A 16,504-nucleotide genomic window follows, 5' to 3' on the forward strand; every position below is an offset into this window, starting at 1 on the left:
TCCTCTTTCATCGTGATGGTTCTTCCTACAGGTGGTACTCGGAGATGGACATGCACCGCCCGCCCCGCAACACGCACAGGACCAGGAGGGAACTCTTCTAAGTGGTAGTAACGGGCTGCTGCCGGCGGTGGTTGGCGGTCAGGGCCAGGGCGAGGGCGGCCAGTAACAGGGCCGATCCTGCGGTGGTGAAGGGCCACCAGCCGATGCCGCCGGACTCGGGCAGCTCCAGGGCCGGCACGTCCCGGACCGTGAGCAGGAAGATCCCGTCACCATCGGCGTCGGTACTGGTCACCACCCCACCCGCGGAGCCTTGTCCCGTGGAGCCTTGTCCGAGGGTTACGGTGCCGTTGGTGGCGATGGTGAATTTCACCGGTTCGGCCAGGAGGTTGAACCCGGCCGGGGCGGTGGTTTCTTCAAGCCAGTACGTTCCGGGCTGGATTCCTTCGAGTTGGAACCGGCCTGTTTGCCCCGCCACGGCGGTGATGGTGGGGCTGGCCAGCACGGCACCGGGGGTGCCGGCGTTATCGACGTGCACCGCCCAGGTGGAGCCGGCCATCGGCACCCAGGTCCCGCCGGAGGACTCGCCGATCTTCTCGATCAGGACCTTCGCCGGGGTGTGATGGGTGGTGGTGCAGTCAGGGCCGGCCGCTCCGGAAGTGGGTGCGCAGGTCTGCGGTGGTGTGGTGGTGGAGGTGCCCGTCACGACGTTGACGAGTTGTTCGTTCCATGCCCCGGCTTTGACCAGCACACTGTATTTCAGGGTGGCCGTCTGCCCGGCCGGCAGCGTGAACGCCGCCGTGGTCAGCAAGGTGGAGGGTGGTACGGGGTTGGGCACGGGTACGGGCGCTCCGGTGCCGATGACCAGGGTCGCTGACCCGGACACGAAGGTCGCGTCATCCAGGACCTCTGCCAGGTTGTCCTTCAGCACCACCCCGGTGATGGTGCCGCTGATACTGGACGCCGTCACCGTGTACACGATGGTCTGGCCAGGGCTGACGGACTGGTTTGCGGGAACGGACCCGTTGACCGTGGCGCTCTTCTTGATCTTCCACGCAGCCGGCGCGGTGACCTGCGCATCATCGGTTGCCGAGACAGGCAACCCCAGGGGCGGGTTCCCGGTGACCTTCGCCGTGTTGGTCACCAACCCCGTGGTCACATCCGGGACCGTGACCACATACGTTGCGGTCGCCGTCACGGACTGCCCCGGCAAAAGGATCCCCGGAAGGCCAGGCCAGGCATACGACAAAGCCGACATCGTGCCCGTTCCGGAGAACAGGGTTTCGGTGATCACCACCGAGGTCAGCGTCACGTTGCCCGTGTTCTTCGCCACGAACGTGTACGTGGCCGTTTCACCGGCCACCAGCGTGGTCTTGTTCACCGTCTTCACCAACGTGATCGCCGGAGCGGACGAGGGAGCAACAGTGAAGAGGTAATCCTCCACCTCACCGGAATCCGATGCACCGATCGGGACCTGGACCTGGGCCGCGGTGTAACCGACCCGAAACCGCGCATACGTCGTCCCCGCACCCACCCCCGCAGGGACAACCCACGTCAGTGTTGCGGTCGTGGCGCCAGCCAAGAAGGTGGCACACGCCCGCTCGGCAGTGTTGTCGAAGGTCCCGTTCTTGGTGAAATCAATCCACCCACAGGTCGTTCCTGCTTTGCTGGCCCCACTGATCGCCACCGTCGTCGAGTAGCTGGTAGCGCCCTGCGTCATCGGAGCCAGCACCACGCCGTCATCCATCAGATCCTGGGCCGCCGTCACACCCGCATTCGGCGAGGCAGTCCCGTTGGCAACCGTCGCGTTATCCTCAGTCACATTCGCACCAAGCGTCACATCCGAGAGGACAGCCCGCGCTGCTTCGTTTTGGGCGAGGTTGTTTTGATCGTACGAAACAGGCGCATCACCGAAATCCTGCGGAACCGTCATCGCCATCAGAAAGTTGTCCTGGTTGTGCTTCTTGGCCGACATGCTGTTTTCGGTGTACGGCGGGAGCGTACTGGTGGTCTGGACGAAGACCGCGCTGATGTCGAACGTCAACGAGGTCACAATGCCATTGATCCGGACCGAACCGCAGCCAGCGGTCGCCTGGGCGTCGGCAGGGTCGGGCGTGCCGGTCTGCACACTCGTATTACACGCCGTTCCGGCATTGTTGTTACTAGTAGAGATGGCGTTGTTTGCCACAGAAAGGTTGGCGCCGGACAGCTTGGTCATCGTCAGGCCTGGGGTTGCGAGGTTAAGGACGGCGCTCAACTGGGATTGTCGGTCAACAGTCCCGTTGTCAGTTTCGTCCAAGTCGACCTCTCCGCCGAGGCCAGCGATGTTGAGCACAGGACTCCTCACCGGCTGACTGAAAGTGATAATGATGGTCCCCAAGCCGCTACAAGGACCGGTTGCCGCGCAATTATTGACCGCGTGGGTGGCAAATTCGACGGCAGGAGCCCCAGTCCCTATGTTTTGTGAGAAATCAGATGACACATATCCACGGCTACCCATCGTTGACTGGCCCACCATGTTGGTATATCCCGACCGGCCAAAGGTGGTGGTCAGACCAGATCCAGGCATCGAAAGTGTGGCGACGGTACCGGGACCATTGAGGTTCGCCGGGGCGGTTGCGATCTCGTACGCCTGGGCCGGTGCGCCAAAGCCCACAGTCCCGAATGAAAGCCCACACAGGACCACCATTAACGCGGCAAACAACGCCGTAATCTTCACAACCGGATACTTCAAGGGGTTCCTTCCAAAGAACAAGTGACCCGGCCGACCCCTCAACCGACGAGCAAAACATTTACATCAAGGGAGACCATCCATTTGCGTCCGGCAGGGCTGGTCTCCAGTCAATGAGTGCGGTGTGGGAAAGGTTCATGCCGCAAAAAGCGGAATCTTTTTTAGCGACATCTCTCGGGTTCAAACAGGAATGTGGTGGCCGAGGCTCGGCCTCCGGTCGGAACCATGTCCAAGCGGGAACGATGTCCAGTATTTGGACGAAATTGCGTCATGACTGGGCGCTCAATGGCACTCATTGAACATGAAAGATCAACGCGCTCATCTGAAAATCGAAAGCAGGTCCTTACAGCTCCGTGGGCGCTGGCGACAACGTAGTGAGCAGGCCGGATGGCTGTTCCCGGGTGACTGGCTGGTTCCTGAAGTCGAGGACATGCTGAAGGCTCAAGCGGAGGGCGGAGAGCTGCAAATGTCCGCCAAGAACCTCGGGGCGTCCCGTGCCTATCATGGCGTTGGAGTCCGCGAAACCATGCAGGACCTCAGTGCCTTTTTCGACGCGGCGGGGGTACCTGCTGACGATGGCTCCATGCGGGATCTCGTCGAGGGATGGGCCATGGAAAATGAACGTCTTGAACCGTTCTCCTGCACCGACGTCTATACAGGGCTTGCAACCATGGCGCACTTTGAACGGCTGATCCATGAGATGTCGCAGTACCCCCGCGCCCGGCGTAGAAGCCACACGATAGCGACTCTTCATCTGGGATGGTCCAAAGACGGCAAGCTGCTTAGCTGGGAAATGTTGGCCGAAATGGGTCAGATATGCCGAGGGGAACTTGCGGCAGTGGAAGCCACTGCGGCCTATCATCGCGGAAGCATTCATACCATGATGACCCGCAAGCGGGAGAGCTACGAGGCACTGTTCCGCTGTCTGCAACTCATCGACGGGCTAAACCTGGGCGTTGGACGGCGAACGCTCGTGGAATTTTTGGATTTTCCGGCCTCGCCGGCAGAATGCGACCGGGCAATCGCCGGCCTCCGGCACAGACGCTCAGCCTGATGAAAGGAAAGGCAAGGGAATAGGAAAATGCCGTAAACCGCGTGCTTTTTGCAACACGATTCAGGGGTAACCAGTACTACATGGGCGTGGCAGCTGCCTGGGGTCGGATCAGGCAGCCAGTCACGAGGAGGCGCCACCGGATGAAGCAATTTTTCCCGGCGGCGCCTCCGCCAATTTTCCGCTAAGCGAACTTTGCCAGCGGGTTGGCCAGACGGCCAGCCATCTGCAATCCACCGGATGGATCCGAGATATCGAGCATCTGCTGGTTGTTCCGCAGTTGCAGCCTGTTAAGGCAGGACAACTCGAAGTCCGCAGCGAACAGATCATGCATGGCGAATTGGTCCGCTAGCTCCGGGTGGCGTTCCTGATATTCACGAACCACGGCAGCGGCAGTCCCCCAGAATTCGTCTTCCTGCAGCGTCCCTTCCTCCACAAGGATGGCCCCCAGGAAACGGAAGATGCAGTCGAACACGTCAGTGAAGATCGCAAGCACCATCTCTTCAGCGGGAATCTCGGCCTTGACGCGGGAGACTTCCGCGGGCAGGTCCAGCCGGTCCCCCATGACCACAATCTCCTCGGCGATATCCTTCATAATTGCCCGTGCGGGTACACCGTCTTCCAGGATCAGGATGACATTTTCGCCGTGAGGCATGAACGCGAGCTCATACTCGTAGAGGCAGTGGATCAACGGAACGAGGTAGGCCTCGAAGTAGCGGCGCAGCCACTCCGTTGGAGCCAACCCGGAGCGCTGAATCAGCGCTGAGGCCACGGAGGCGCCGGAGGAATCCACATGCAACAAGGAAGCCATGGTGGCCAACTGCTGACCGTCCTTAAGCATCGGAAGGGGACTTTCCCTCCACAGAGCCGAGAGCATCTTCCGGTAAGGCGAGCCCTTCGCCGACGCAGCCTCGTAGTAGTGGTTGTGGTAGCCGATGGCCGCCGTTTCACGGATCATGGCCAAGCCCCGGTCCTGGAGCTCCTGGTCGTTGCAGATCAGTTCCTGAAGCCAGTCATTAATGGCAGGCGTTGCCTTCATGTACTGCGGAGACAGGCCGCGCATGAAGCCCATGTTCAGCACGGACATGGCCGTTTTGACGTACGCCTTCTCCGGTGACGTGGTGTTGAAGAAGGTACGGATGGACTGCTGTGCCTGGTAGGAGTCCTCGCCGCTGCCAAGGTTCACGATGTGGCGCCGGGCGATTTCTGCCGCGAACGTCACGGCGAGCTTGTTGTCCCACTGCCAGGGGTGCACCGGCATGAGCAGGTACTCCTCGGGATCAAGGCCGGAAGCGGCAAGTTCCGCGTTGAACCACGCCAAGGTTTCCGGTCCGAGCTCGGCCTCAAAGTGCGTCCGGTAATCCAAGCCTGCGCTGGACGTGAACACGGCCTTGCTGCGATGCACTGCGATCCACTGAAGCTTCACCACGGCACCGGTTTCCGGCGCGAACGCATGGTAATCGGCGATGCCGAAACCCAGCCGGCCGTTGTTGGCAACGAAGCATGGATGCCCCTCGGTCATGCTGTGCTCTATCGCCTGGAAATCGGCCGCCCGGTCCGCGCCGCGGGTGATGCCCGCCGCCAACTCGGCAGAGCTGAAAGGCTTACCCTGTTTGTAGGCGTGGCTGGACAGCGTGCTGCTGATTTCCTCGAGGTAGACGGGCAGCATCTCCTGGCGAATGGCCAGTGACTCCTGGAACTCGGTGATGAAGTCCAAGGCATCCAGCGGCAGCTCTTCACCGTCGCGTAGCCGGGCGATCGACCCAGCGTCAACGGACCAGTGCTCAAGCTGCAGGATCCGCGCACGGAACCGGTACTCCACGGCGTCATCGTCGCTGGCAATCTTGTAGAGCCGGACGCCGTCGCCCTCCTCTCGGATCAGCTCCGGCGCCAGGATGCGCTCGTGCGAGAACTCGGCAATGGCTTTCCGGATCACGTGCCTGTTGGCGACGGCCCAACGCTCCGGGGTCAGGTGGGATACAGGTTCGGCTGCCTCGTGGAGGGTGGTGGTTTCGGCAGTAGTGGTCACAGGGAATCTCCTCTGGTCGCCGCGGCAGGCGCGGCCAGAATCGGGGTCAGGGTTGCGAGGAAATCCTCGCGCGTGCAGAAGCTCAGGAGTCCCTGCTTGAGGTCTTCGGCAGGATCGACGGCGGGAAGGGTCACCACGCCGTGCGGGCGGAAGCCCACCTTCTCGTTCAGCACATGGATCTTGTAGTTGCGGGCGTCAGGTTCGACGACGACGCGTTGGGCTGCAGGGTCAGCGAAGAGTTCCGTCATCACCGACTGCATGACGGCCGTGGTGTAGCCGGGCTGCGGGTCGCCACTTGGCGGGGACACCAGGAGGTGCATGCCCACGTCGCCGCCCTGGACCTCGTAAACGTCTGCCAACGGCGACGATTCGGGACGGTACCGCTCCATCAGGAACGCGGGCGCGCCGTCGTCGAGTCCCAGGAACGCCTGGTGGTGTCCCGATTCGGCGATCCGCGAGTACTCCTCCACAACGTCCTGCTCGGTGGCCGAAACCATCCCCCAGAACCGTGCGTACTCCTGGCTGACCCAGCTGTGGAGGACGGGTGCGTCCGCTTTGGGGTCGACTGGCCGGAATGTGAAGCTCATACGGTTGCTCCAGCCGTGACCGGAATGGCAGAAGGCACTGCAGCGGGTGCACCGAACTGCTGGAACGCGATACTCCGCTCGATCGGATAGACCTCGCGGCCCGTGATTTCCCGCAGGATGCAGGAGTTGCGGTAAGCGGCCATGCCGAGGTCCGGCGTGACGAAACCGTGGGTGTGAAGCTCAGCGTTCTGGACGAAGATTTCGCCGGGTTCGACGCCGGTTCCGTAGTTGCGCTCGACATCGAAGCGGCCCTTGGCGTCGCGGCGGATCCGGTCCTGGATGCCGGCCAGGAAGGCGGGCTCCTTGTAGGTGTAGCCGGTTGCGAGGACCACGGCTTCGGACTCCAGGCTGTAGTCGCGGCCGTGTTCCTCGTGGTGCAACTCCAGCGTGTGGGTACCCGTGGTCGCGTCCCACCTGGACGCTGTCAGCGACGAGTGTGTGTGCAACTGCGTATCCACTATGCCGGAGAGGCTCTTGGTGTAAAGGAGATCGTAAATGTCGTCGATCAGGTCCGAGTTGATGCCTTTGTACAGGTTCTTCTGATTCTTGATCAGACCGTCGCGCTGCTCGCCCGGGAGCGAGTGGAAGTAGTCCACGTACTCGGGCGAGGTCATCTCGAGCGTGAGCTTGGTGTATTCCAAGGGGAAGAAGCGGCCGGAACGTGTTACCCAGTTGAGCTGGTAGCCGTACACGTCGATTTCCTGAAGGAGTTCGTAATAGAGCTCTGCGGCGCTCTGCCCGCTACCGACGATGGTGATGCTGCGCTTGGACTGCAACTCACTCTTCCTCGACATGTACTCGGCGTTGTGGAGGACAAGTCCGCCGCCGTCCACAATCCCTGCACACGAGTCCGGAATGAACGGTGACGTGCCGGTGCCCAGGACCAGGCGGCGGGCGCGAAGCACCTCAGCGCCTCCAGGACCCCCATCACCTCCAGGACCCTGCACCGAAAGGCGGTACACGCCGTCGTCGTAAGTCACATCCAGCACATCTGTGCTAAAACGGACGGACTCCAATTGGCCGGCCACCCACTGGCAGTACTGGTTGTATTCCGCCCGCAGCGGGTAGAAATTTTCCCGGATGTAGAAGCGGTACAACCGTCCGGTCTGCTTGAGGAAGTTCAAAAACGAGTACGGCGACGTCGGATCGGCCAACGTGACGAGGTCAGCCATGAACGGGACCTGCAGATGCGCGGGCTCCAACATCATGCCGGGGTGCCAGTCGAAGGATTCGCGACGTTCAAGGAAGATGCAGTCCAGGCCTTCAACCGGCTCGCTTAGCGCGGCGAGGCCCAGATTGAAGGGCCCGACGCCGATGCCGGCGACGTCGTAAATCTTGCCGTTGTCCTGGGTGCTCATGCTGCAGCCTCCGTGGTGGTCGCGAGCAGGCTGGCGCCCGTCCGGCGGATAAGTTCGATGATTTCCTGGATATCCCCCAGGGAGGCCTCGGCGTTGAGGAGGGTGAATTTGAGGTAGTGGCGGCCAGCAACCTTGGTTCCGGCAATCACGGCTTCGCCCGAAGCAAAGATCGATGCGCGAATGGCCGGATTGAGGACATCTGCTGCGTCCTCGTCCAATGCCACGCCGCCAATGGCCGGGCGGTAGCGGAATACCAAAGTGCTCAACTGGGGTGCGGCGGCGATTTCGAACTCGGTGTCATCCATCAACCGGGCTCCAACGCGGCCAGCAAGGTCGATCGCTTCGTCGAACAACGCGCCGATAGCGTCGGCGCCCATGATGCGCAGGGTGAGCCAGAGCTTGAGGGCGTCGAAGCGCCGGGTGGTCTGGATGCTCTTGTCCACCTGGTTGGGGATTTCGGCCTTCGCGGCGCTCTCCGGGTTCAGGTAGTCGGCGTAGTAGGTGACGTGGCGCATCATTGAGCCGTTGCGGACCAGGACTGCGCTGGAGCTGACGGGCTGGAAGAAGGTTTTGTGGAAGTCGACGGTGACGGAGTCGGCCAGGTGGATCCCGTTCAGGAGGTGGCGGTAGCGGCCGGAAACGATGAGGCCGCCACCGTAAGCAGCGTCCACGTGCAGCCAGGAATCATAGGCGCGCACCAACGCCGCCAGTTCGGAGAGAGGATCGACCGAGCCGAAGTCAGTGGTTCCAGCAGTAGCCACGACCGCCATCGGTACCAGGCCGGCGTCGTGCGCTTCCGCCAGAGCAGCCGCAAGTGCGGCGGGGTCCATTCGGTGGTCGGCAGCGGTGGGCACGGAGATCACCGCGTCGAAGCCAAGCCCGAGCATGGAAGCAGACTTCTGGATGCTGAAGTGACTGTCAACGGAGGTGAAGATCCGGAGTCGATCCAGCAGGTGCGGCAGGCGCGCGTCGCCGTTCGTGGCACGCAGCCTGGCCACGGCGTGATTGCGGGCGATCAGCAGCGCCTGGAAGTTGGACTGGCTCCCACCTGAGGTGAAGACACCATCGGCCGCGGCGTCAAAACCAATACGGCCGGCAGTCCAATCGATGAGGCGCCGCTCGATCATGGTGGCGCCGGCACTCTGGTCCCACGTGTCCATGGAGGAATTCACTGCCGAGAGCACGGCTTCACCAACCAGCGCGGGAATGACCACCGGGCAATTCAGGTGTGCCGCATAACGGGCATCGTGGAAGTAGATCGCGTCCTTGAGGTAGAGCCCGTCAAGCTCCTCAAGGGCAGCAGCCGTATCCGGCAGCGGACGTTCGAGGTCGACGGCACCAACCCGGGCCTTCAGTTCTGCATGCGCGACGCCGGTGAACGGACGGGCCGTTCGCTGGACTTTGGTGGAGACAGCGTTGACTCCCTGAAGAACCTGCGCCACATAGCTGGGCGAATTTCGAGCGTTGAACAGCTGGTTTGTGGCAGCGAGGGCCAGTTCCACCTTGGAGCCAAAGTCCTGCTCCTGAGCGATCCGCTCTTCGACACTTGGTGACGTCACGTCAGCTTCCTTCCATCATTGGGCGCTAGTTAGCAAAGGCAAGCCTTACTTAGGCTTGCCTTTTCGTCAAACTTTTGTGACCTATTTCGCCCAACGTACGTATTCTGGCCGTTTTGTGAACAGGGGAAGCGTCATTGACTTTCATTGGAAGCTGACGCCGTGGAAAATACCCCGGCTCTTGCCAAGGGCTGTAGAGTCAACGGCACAGAAACTCTACGGTTGGGGGACCAGTGGCTGACGACATCCACGAGCGGATCGGATTCCGCGAGATCGATGAACACGGGAATGCGGTGCGGGCAGTGAATCCGCATGCCCCTGAAGCCCCCGAACGGGCACGGCGCCGAGTACTCGTGAACCCGTTCGTCGCGGCCCTCTGGGTGCTGGACGCTGGGTTGGCGTGGTTTTGCATCTGGGCTTTCGACTCGGTAGCGGCAATGACCGGTCCGACGGCGACAAGTCCCCCATCCCAAGTGAATTTCATGGTCCTGCAGTCGGTGCCCTACGTCCTTCCAGGCGCCATTCTGGTCACGGCCGCCCTTCTGTTCTGGCATGCCGCGCAGTGGCAGAAGAAGCACGCCACTACCTAGGTCTACGGCTGGTTCCGGACAGTCTTGCGGCGTCCCATCAGGTAGAGGACGAGACCCGAAAGGATAAGGACGGCGACCGGCAGAATGGAGAACGCGACTCCCGTGTTGGCCAATGCCCCGGCTGACGAATTGGAAGTAATCACGGACCCGCCGGGCTGAACCGACTCGCCGGGCTGATTGGGAACGGGCCGATTCGGAGCGGGCTGATTCGAATCGGGCCGCGAGGAGGCCTGGTGTCCTGGTTGCGGTGCTATCCGCAGGAAAGCCTTTTCGATCTCCTGCTGCCCTGTTCGCGGGAAGGCCACGGCGGTTGTGGCAGGATGCGTTGTTACCAGCCCACCTGCCGAAGACGTCCCCATAGCTGTTGCCGAGTTAGCGACGTTGCCTGCCTTGACGTCCCACCACGTAAGTTCGTAGCTTGCGGAAGCCGTCACAGTTTCGCCGGGCAGCAGTTCACCCGCGGCTCCGGGCCATGCGTAGACCAGTGGCCCGGGTCCTCGCGCGTGATCCGCAATGGCGACGTTCTTGAGGGCGGTGTTTCCGGCGTTCTTCGCCGTGAAGTGATAGGTGATGACCTGGCCCACCTTTGCGGGATCACCCACCGCAGAGGCATCTGCGGTGGTGGAGAACTCAAGGCGTGCATCCGGTGACAACGGTGTATCTGTAGTCACAGGCAACGAGGCCGTGAGGCCGCCGGCGCCGGGAACACCGGCGAGCGCAGCGGAGTTGGCGACCCGACCGGCGTCGAGGTCTGTTTGGGTGATGCTGTAGGCAGCGACAGCACTCACTGTTTGACCCGGTAGCAGCTGGCCGGGGATCCCGGGCCACGAATATGCCAGCTCCGGGAGTCCGGCAAGAGTGTTGTTGATGACCACATCAGTCAGTGGCACGTTCCCACTGTTCGTTGCCCTGAAGATGTAGCGAATCACATCCCCTGCCTGCGCTGGCGAGTGGACAGCGGAGGCATCAGCGCTGTGGGTAAACCCGAGGCCGGGAAGGGGCGCAGCGGCGCCAGTCAAAATGCACTGGATGTTTGCGCCGGCGACGGGCGTCAGCGCAAAGGGTCGGTCAACCGCCGCTCCTGCGGGCAAATTCGGCTGCAGGCCAGCTGTGTCCGTACAGGTGATGTTCCGGTGGTAATTGGACGGGATGCCGCCGGCTTCCGTGAGGTAGTAGGTAGTGCCTGTGTTGGCCGTCGTCTGACCTGTGACACCAGAACCCGCGGCGATACCTGCTACAGATCCTGAGGTAGTGGAGTGATTAGTGGCATTTATCACTGGACCGGTGGGAGACCCCGCACGGATCTCCATGGTGAATTGGTCGGAGACCGCAGCGCGGGCGGTGGTCAGCGCCTTGCCCAGCGTAATCCTGGGAGCCCGGACCGCCAGGGAAGCCGCTGCCGGAGGGTTCAAGTTCGTTGCAATGTCGGTAGGTGCGCTGGAATACGTGCCCTCGGCCGAAACTGTCACATCCACCACCACCGTGCACGAGGCCTGGCCTCGGCTGAGGTCGCCGCCGGAAATCGAAAGCGTTCCGCTCCCGGCATCTGCCGAGCGAAGGAATGGGTTGGTTCCGGGAACCTGAACGCACGTTCCCCCGATGTTCGGATCCCCGGCGATCGTCAGTCCGGAAGGAAGCACCTGGTTGATGGACCAGTCATGCTTCGCGTTGAGTTCGCTAGTGTTGGTGACGGTGAGCGTGAGGGTGGAAATCCCGCCGGGGCCCACCACCGCAGGAGTGAAAGATTGCTTCAGTTCTGGAGTGACGTCAAGCAGGCGCACTTCGTCAAAGGCGCCATCGTTCCCGTTGGTGGTGCCGTTGTTATTCCACATTTCAAGCCCCAGGGAATTGCCATTGGCCCGGATCGCCGTGTTCGACGTCATCGAGTTGACGTTGACGGTCCTGGTGACGGTTCCCGGGGTTCCGCCGACGTCGCTGGTGACTTGTTGCTGGAACGAGTCCACGTTGGGATCGTCCCAGGTTTGGCACCCATTGAGTGGGTTCCCGACCGGCGTGGCTGTCCCGTCGCTGTCAATGGCGGCGAACTGATACGACGGATCGCCCGCAGCCAGGCCGCAATTCATGTACGCGGTGTTGAGGCCAAAAGCGTAATAGTGGCCCGCTGTCACCGGGATTGGGCGGGTGGTCCTGAACATCACCCCATCAGCGGGCCCGGACGGGATGGCATCGCACACTGATCCGGTGGAACTGGTAGACGGGCATTCGGTGTAAGAGCCGTTGACGTGATTAGTGGTGGGAGAGGCGGGGGTGAATTGTTGCCCCATGCCCAAGGCCAGCATGCGCATGTACTGATAGCTGCGAATATCCGCGAGCTCGGCACATCTGTTGTTTTGGCCTTCGGCCGCAGTTCCGGACTGCGCCCATGTGGGGGTGTTGGAATTCCGGTAGCTCAGGATGACGCCATTGCACCTGGCAGCGTCGATCCAGCCTGGAGAACCTGTGTACGCCTGGCCGCCCTTGCCAATGTACTGCTTTGACCCGGGAGCCGAGTAAGACTGCGCGCCAAGGGCGGAGTTGGGGCTGCCGTGCTCGAAATTCTCCGAGAACACCACAATGCCGGGCTGGGTAGCATCAGGCGTCGAGGATGTTGAAGGCATAGGTGGCGTTGACGGCGTTGTCGCCTGCGCAGGAGCAGGTTGAAGGCCTCCCAGCGCCGAGGTAGCAGCAAGGGTGGACAGCAGTATCACCAAAGTTCTGGCCAGGAGAGAATTCTTCACGGCTGTTGCTTGTCTTTCCATCGTCCCCAAGCGCCCCAGGCTCAAGACCCAGGCAGTTGCGCTTGGTGCTTCCGCTTCCAAGGAAGCCGATGCGCACAGATATTGTCAGCCTCTTAGTGTTGGCCAAAGCGGAATCGTGACGGAGAAAACAGAAAAAGATTGAGGCCCTATACGAGCTGGCCGGCGCCGGGTGCGGCAGGCGAAAGGCAGCGCGACTAGTGAAAACTACTGGCGAAGGACTTCGTAAGGATGTGTTGGCCGCTGAACTGATAGTTCAGTGTGCTGCCCGCTTCTGTATTCCGAAGGGAAACGCCGAGCTCGAACGCAAGGCTGGCTGACTCGATGGACACCGTGGTGCAGTGGATCAATCGATTGTCCGCAGCGGGATCCGAGCACGACCATCCGGCCGGTGCCGAGAATTTTCCCGGGATGAACGTGGCATTCTCCGGCAGGCTGAAGATTGCTTCACCGGAGCCTGGCGCCCGATCTCCGATGAGTGAAAAGCCAACACTGACATCGCGATCGAGTAACCCGCTGCCGGCTTCCATGCCAAAGAAAGCCTCGACCGTCTGTGACGGGGCAGCCGTTGGAGGCGTCGCCTGGGTGGTTGAGGACATCGTCCCCGAGTTCGTGACAACTGCTGCCCGCTGCCTGGCAATTTCCTCGGTGACCGGAAGCGGCGGAACCTGTACGGGTGCAAAAGGTTCCGGCAATTGCACGGCAGTCGGAGCTGGGGAGGGGACGGTGGGCACGTCAGCTGCAGCACTGGACGCCGGGGGTGATGCCGAGGCACCTGGAGCATCACCGGCGTCGCTGACCTCCACATCAGGCTGCCCGAACCACGCGGCAAGACCAAAAATCGCCACGCCTGCAGCGATAGCCGCAGCAACCTTCCATACGTGCCCGGGCGATCGAACTGTTGCAGGGGTCTGCCCGGTGGCGCCGGACGGATTCGCTGCCGCGAGCAATCCCGCAACCGCGCCGGGAGTCAACACGATGCCCGTCACCAGGGGGAAGAGAGCCGCCCGCATGGCACCTTCGATGTGGTTAAGTTCAAAGAGAAGCGCAGTGCACTTGGAGCAGGTCTCCAGATGCGCACTGACCTTTTCGCGTGAGGTCCGTTTCAGGGCGTTCCGTGCATATTTGCCCAACTGGCCGGAATACTCCGAACACTCATCGTCGGGGGCAACCACCACGTGGTTTTGCAGATACGCCTGGCGGAGCCCCTCCCTTGCCCGGATCAGCAACGAGGACACTCCATTGGGGCTGACACCGATGAACGGCGCAGCAGCAGCCGGCTTCATGCCCTCAATGTCCACATGCCAAAGCACCGCTTGCCAGCGCTCGGGAAGGGACCTGAATGCCGACGCCACAGCCGAGGATTCGAATTCCCTCAAGACGGGGTCGGCGTCCACGACGGCGGTATCCAACATCGCGTCGTCAGGGGCGGACTGGGTGAGCCTTGCTTTCCGGTTCCGCGCATGCGCTGTCCGCTGCACGACCGTCAGCAGGTAGGCACGAAAGAATTCCCGTGGTCCTTTGCCGCCGCTAAGGGCCTGGAACACTGATGCGAACGCCTCGGCAACGATGTCGTCGGCGTCACTCGGGTTATCCGTATTCGCCCGTGCAACGTATTGCGCAGCAGCCAGATGCCGCCGGTACAACGAGTCAAACGCCTCGTTGTCACCTCCTCGGACCGCCGCAATGATTTCCTGATCGCTGACAGGTCCAGCGGTGATGGTTCCGCTGCTGGAACCAGTATCAAAATCGCTCCCCATAGGCCCAGTGTGACAGCAAATTCCGGGATGACTTGAATCGCAGGGTACTTAGGACTACGGGGTTAAATTACTTGGAAATTCCACGACACGATCCGACGGAAACGTGCACTAATCAGTTGGGAGGCGTCGCGTATCAGGCCGCCCTGGAGGCACCAAAATTGCCCGCGAAACCCTACCCAAATGGCCCGCGAACCCTACTCGTTGTCCGGTTCGCCTACAGGTTTCTCGGCGGGCCAGTCGACGTCCTGCTCGTAGCCCTCATGCTTCTGCAGGTATGCCGCGATGTACGGGCAATGCGGAATGATGCGCTTGCCGGACGCCACCACATCGTCCAAGGCGAAGTGGGCCAGCACCTTGGCCAGCCCTTGGCCTTTGAACTGAGGTTTTGTCTCGGTATGCGTGAAATCGATGTGACCGGGCCGATCGATGAATTGGGACATCACCGCCAACTCACCGTCTACGCGGAGTTCATAGCGGTGGAACTTATCGTTGCGCACTGTGGTGACGCCAGCGCGGAAAGAGTCTGCCAATGATTCAGTGTGCTCGGTCATGATTCGAGATTGGCACGTAAACCGGGCGCTGGCAATGTGGACCGTTTTCCCCCGCGTGTTTGCCTCCCGTCCGGGCCCGGTGGCGGCAGCACCGGCGTCGGGACCCTGCCAAGCAGCAGTACCGCGAGCGCGAAGCATGCCGCTCCCCCGCCCAGGAGCGCCAGCGTCAGGCCGTTGAACGCGGCATCCGCAACGGGGACAAAGACCACGACGGCGGCCGTCACCACAGCGGTGCGCGAGGGACCCCGCGCGTGGCTGGCCGCCGTCGGACGGTCCTCGAGGCGACCGAGGAGCAGCACGACCGGCAGCAGCAGGGCTACGACGGCGAAGAAGACGGGGATTCGCGCCCACCACCATTCCGCTGTGCCGTCGGCCGGTTTGGGAAAGTCGGTGAGCAAGAGGAGTCCGGACATGCCCACCAGGAGCGGAAGATGCCAGAGGTAGACGGTCATGGACCGGCGGCCCGCCACCGCAATTGTCGCCTGGACCCAGCTGACAGAGGCGATCCAGCGTATGCCTTTGCCCAGAAGTTGGAGGGTGGCAGTCTGTGAAATTGCCAGCAGGAGCAGGCATAGGTTGGGTGGGTTGATGTTCACCACCATGTTGCCCGGATATACGGCCACGCCGGTCACCAGCCCGAGCAACACGTTGCTGACTATGATCGCCCCTACCAGCCAGGTTCTGCTGCGATGCTCAAAAAAGCCGTCCGCCATGAGGAAGCCGAGCTGCTGGACTGCGCACCAGACAAACACCATGTTGACGAAGGCAAGAACCGGGACAGCGCCGCGGAGGGAGTCGACGGTAATGATCAGCGCAACGAGGACGCCCAACGTGGGCAGCGGGGCACGTTGATGAAGCCGGGCCATGAGCGGGATGCTGAGCTGGGCCGTGAGGTAGGCAGCAAGGAACCAGAGTGGCATCGCAGCCCCGGTGGTCATCAACTGGATCACCTGGGGATCGACGCCGCTGAGCAGAGCCAGCCAGAGCCCCGCCCACATGATGGCGAGCAGGGCCATGGCCGGCCTGACCAGACGCAGGAGTCTCAGCTGGGCGAAGTCGAAGCCTGTGCCGCCGCGTGCTTGCAGGCGTCGCCACGACTGCAACCCGGTGACGCCGCCCAGGACGAAGAACAACGGCACGATCATGAGCACCCAAACCACGGGCGTGAACCAGCTTTGCTCCATGAGGGTGTTTTCCGTGGTGACTTTCCCATCCCTGTGCAGGACGGGACTGACCATCATGCAGTGGGCCGCGACCACCAGGAGCAGGCAGATGAAGCGGACGAGGTCGATCGCTGGATCACGACGCACACCCGGTTCACGCTGCACAACCGGTTCACGCTGCACAACCGGTTCACGCTGGACAGCCGGTTCCAGCCGCGCAGCCGAAGCCGCCGGCACAGCCGTGCTTCGGCTGGCGCCTGGATGAACCGGCTTTCCCCGCTGCATGGCCCTCCCCACGAATACACGCTCCTGCGTGTTGACTCCATTGTCCGCCCCGGGTGCCGTGGGGACCAGCGGTGCTGGCGTTGGCCGATG

General features: G+C 62.0%; 11 protein-coding genes. 2 read left to right on the plus strand and 9 right to left on the minus strand.

The features are described 5' to 3' along the window. Positions 1 to 97: 97 nt before the first annotated feature. Positions 98 to 2,332 carry a CLIPPER-2 domain-containing protein gene (locus AC6I97_RS00915; RefSeq protein WP_497943826.1) on the minus strand — a complete coding sequence of 745 codons (2,235 nt, stop codon included), beginning with the start codon at positions 2,330 to 2,332 and terminating at the stop codon, positions 98 to 100. Between the two features lie 697 nt (positions 2,333 to 3,029). Between AC6I97_RS00915 and AC6I97_RS00920 the strand changes: the two genes are divergently transcribed. After that, entirely contained in the window at positions 3,030 to 3,782 is a 753-nt protein-coding gene (locus AC6I97_RS00920; protein WP_497943827.1) for a hypothetical protein, read from the plus strand. A 181-nt stretch (positions 3,783 to 3,963) separates the two neighbouring features. Here the strand turns inward: AC6I97_RS00920 and AC6I97_RS00925 are convergent, their stop codons facing one another. The 4 genes from AC6I97_RS00925 to AC6I97_RS00940 are packed head-to-tail and all read right to left on the minus strand — an operon-like array spanning position 3,964 to position 9,312. Continuing rightward, positions 3,964 to 5,808 (minus strand): IucA/IucC family protein, encoded by a 1,845-nt coding sequence (locus AC6I97_RS00925; RefSeq protein ID WP_497943828.1) that lies wholly within the window; start codon positions 5,806 to 5,808, stop codon positions 3,964 to 3,966. Further along, a complete protein-coding gene (locus AC6I97_RS00930; protein WP_497943829.1) occupies positions 5,805 to 6,395 on the minus strand; it encodes a GNAT family N-acetyltransferase in 591 nt (196 codons plus the stop codon). Before AC6I97_RS00930 ends, AC6I97_RS00925 begins: the two co-directional genes overlap by 4 nt. Continuing rightward, on the minus strand, positions 6,392 to 7,753 hold the full coding sequence (locus AC6I97_RS00935) for a lysine N(6)-hydroxylase/L-ornithine N(5)-oxygenase family protein (RefSeq protein WP_497943830.1): 1,362 nt from the start codon (positions 7,751 to 7,753) through the stop codon (positions 6,392 to 6,394). Before AC6I97_RS00935 ends, AC6I97_RS00930 begins: the two co-directional genes overlap by 4 nt. Next, positions 7,750 to 9,312 carry a pyridoxal phosphate-dependent decarboxylase family protein gene (locus tag AC6I97_RS00940; protein ID WP_497943831.1) on the minus strand — a complete coding sequence of 521 codons (1,563 nt, stop codon included), beginning with the start codon at positions 9,310 to 9,312 and terminating at the stop codon, positions 7,750 to 7,752. Before AC6I97_RS00940 ends, AC6I97_RS00935 begins: the two co-directional genes overlap by 4 nt. A 230-nt stretch (positions 9,313 to 9,542) precedes the next feature. Between AC6I97_RS00940 and AC6I97_RS00945 the strand changes: the two genes are divergently transcribed. Next, a complete protein-coding gene (locus tag AC6I97_RS00945; RefSeq protein ID WP_224094736.1) occupies positions 9,543 to 9,899 on the plus strand; it encodes a hypothetical protein in 357 nt (118 codons plus the stop codon). A gap of 2 nt (positions 9,900 to 9,901) precedes the next feature. Here AC6I97_RS00945 and AC6I97_RS00950 read toward each other — a convergent pair whose 3' ends face one another. From AC6I97_RS00950 to AC6I97_RS00965, 4 genes are all read right to left on the minus strand, one after another. After that, positions 9,902 to 12,637 (minus strand): CLIPPER-2 domain-containing protein, encoded by a 2,736-nt coding sequence (locus tag AC6I97_RS00950; RefSeq protein WP_497943832.1) that lies wholly within the window; start codon positions 12,635 to 12,637, stop codon positions 9,902 to 9,904. 215 nt (positions 12,638 to 12,852) lie between these two features. Continuing rightward, on the minus strand, positions 12,853 to 14,415 hold the full coding sequence (locus AC6I97_RS00955) for a sigma-70 family RNA polymerase sigma factor (protein ID WP_497943833.1): 1,563 nt from the start codon (positions 14,413 to 14,415) through the stop codon (positions 12,853 to 12,855). A 194-nt stretch (positions 14,416 to 14,609) separates the two neighbouring features. Next, positions 14,610 to 14,966 carry a GNAT family N-acetyltransferase gene (locus AC6I97_RS00960; RefSeq protein WP_224094728.1) on the minus strand — a complete coding sequence of 119 codons (357 nt, stop codon included), beginning with the start codon at positions 14,964 to 14,966 and terminating at the stop codon, positions 14,610 to 14,612. Continuing rightward, positions 14,963 to 16,414, minus strand: a complete 1,452-nt coding sequence (locus tag AC6I97_RS00965; protein ID WP_497943834.1) for an acyltransferase family protein — start codon at positions 16,412 to 16,414, stop codon at positions 14,963 to 14,965. Before AC6I97_RS00965 ends, AC6I97_RS00960 begins: the two co-directional genes overlap by 4 nt. Positions 16,415 to 16,504 lie beyond the last annotated feature (90 nt).

Source organism: Arthrobacter sp. TmtSoilC48 (assembly GCF_059739425.1).

What these genes read in the sequence shown, in the direction of transcription:
- AC6I97_RS00965 (WP_497943834.1), bottom strand. Translation starts at nt 16,414, where the DNA reads ATGCAGCGGGGAAAGCCGGTTCATCCAGGCGCCAGCCGAAGCACGGCT.
- AC6I97_RS00935 (WP_497943830.1), bottom strand. Translation starts at nt 7,753, where the DNA reads ATGAGCACCCAGGACAACGGCAAGATTTACGACGTCGCCGGCATCGGC.
- AC6I97_RS00930 (WP_497943829.1), bottom strand. Translation starts at nt 6,395, where the DNA reads ATGAGCTTCACATTCCGGCCAGTCGACCCCAAAGCGGACGCACCCGTC.
- AC6I97_RS00955 (WP_497943833.1), bottom strand. Translation starts at nt 14,415, where the DNA reads ATGGGGAGCGATTTTGATACTGGTTCCAGCAGCGGAACCATCACCGCT.
- AC6I97_RS00920 (WP_497943827.1), top strand. Translation starts at nt 3,030, where the DNA reads ATGAAAGATCAACGCGCTCATCTGAAAATCGAAAGCAGGTCCTTACAG.
- AC6I97_RS00960 (WP_224094728.1), bottom strand. Translation starts at nt 14,966, where the DNA reads ATGACCGAGCACACTGAATCATTGGCAGACTCTTTCCGCGCTGGCGTC.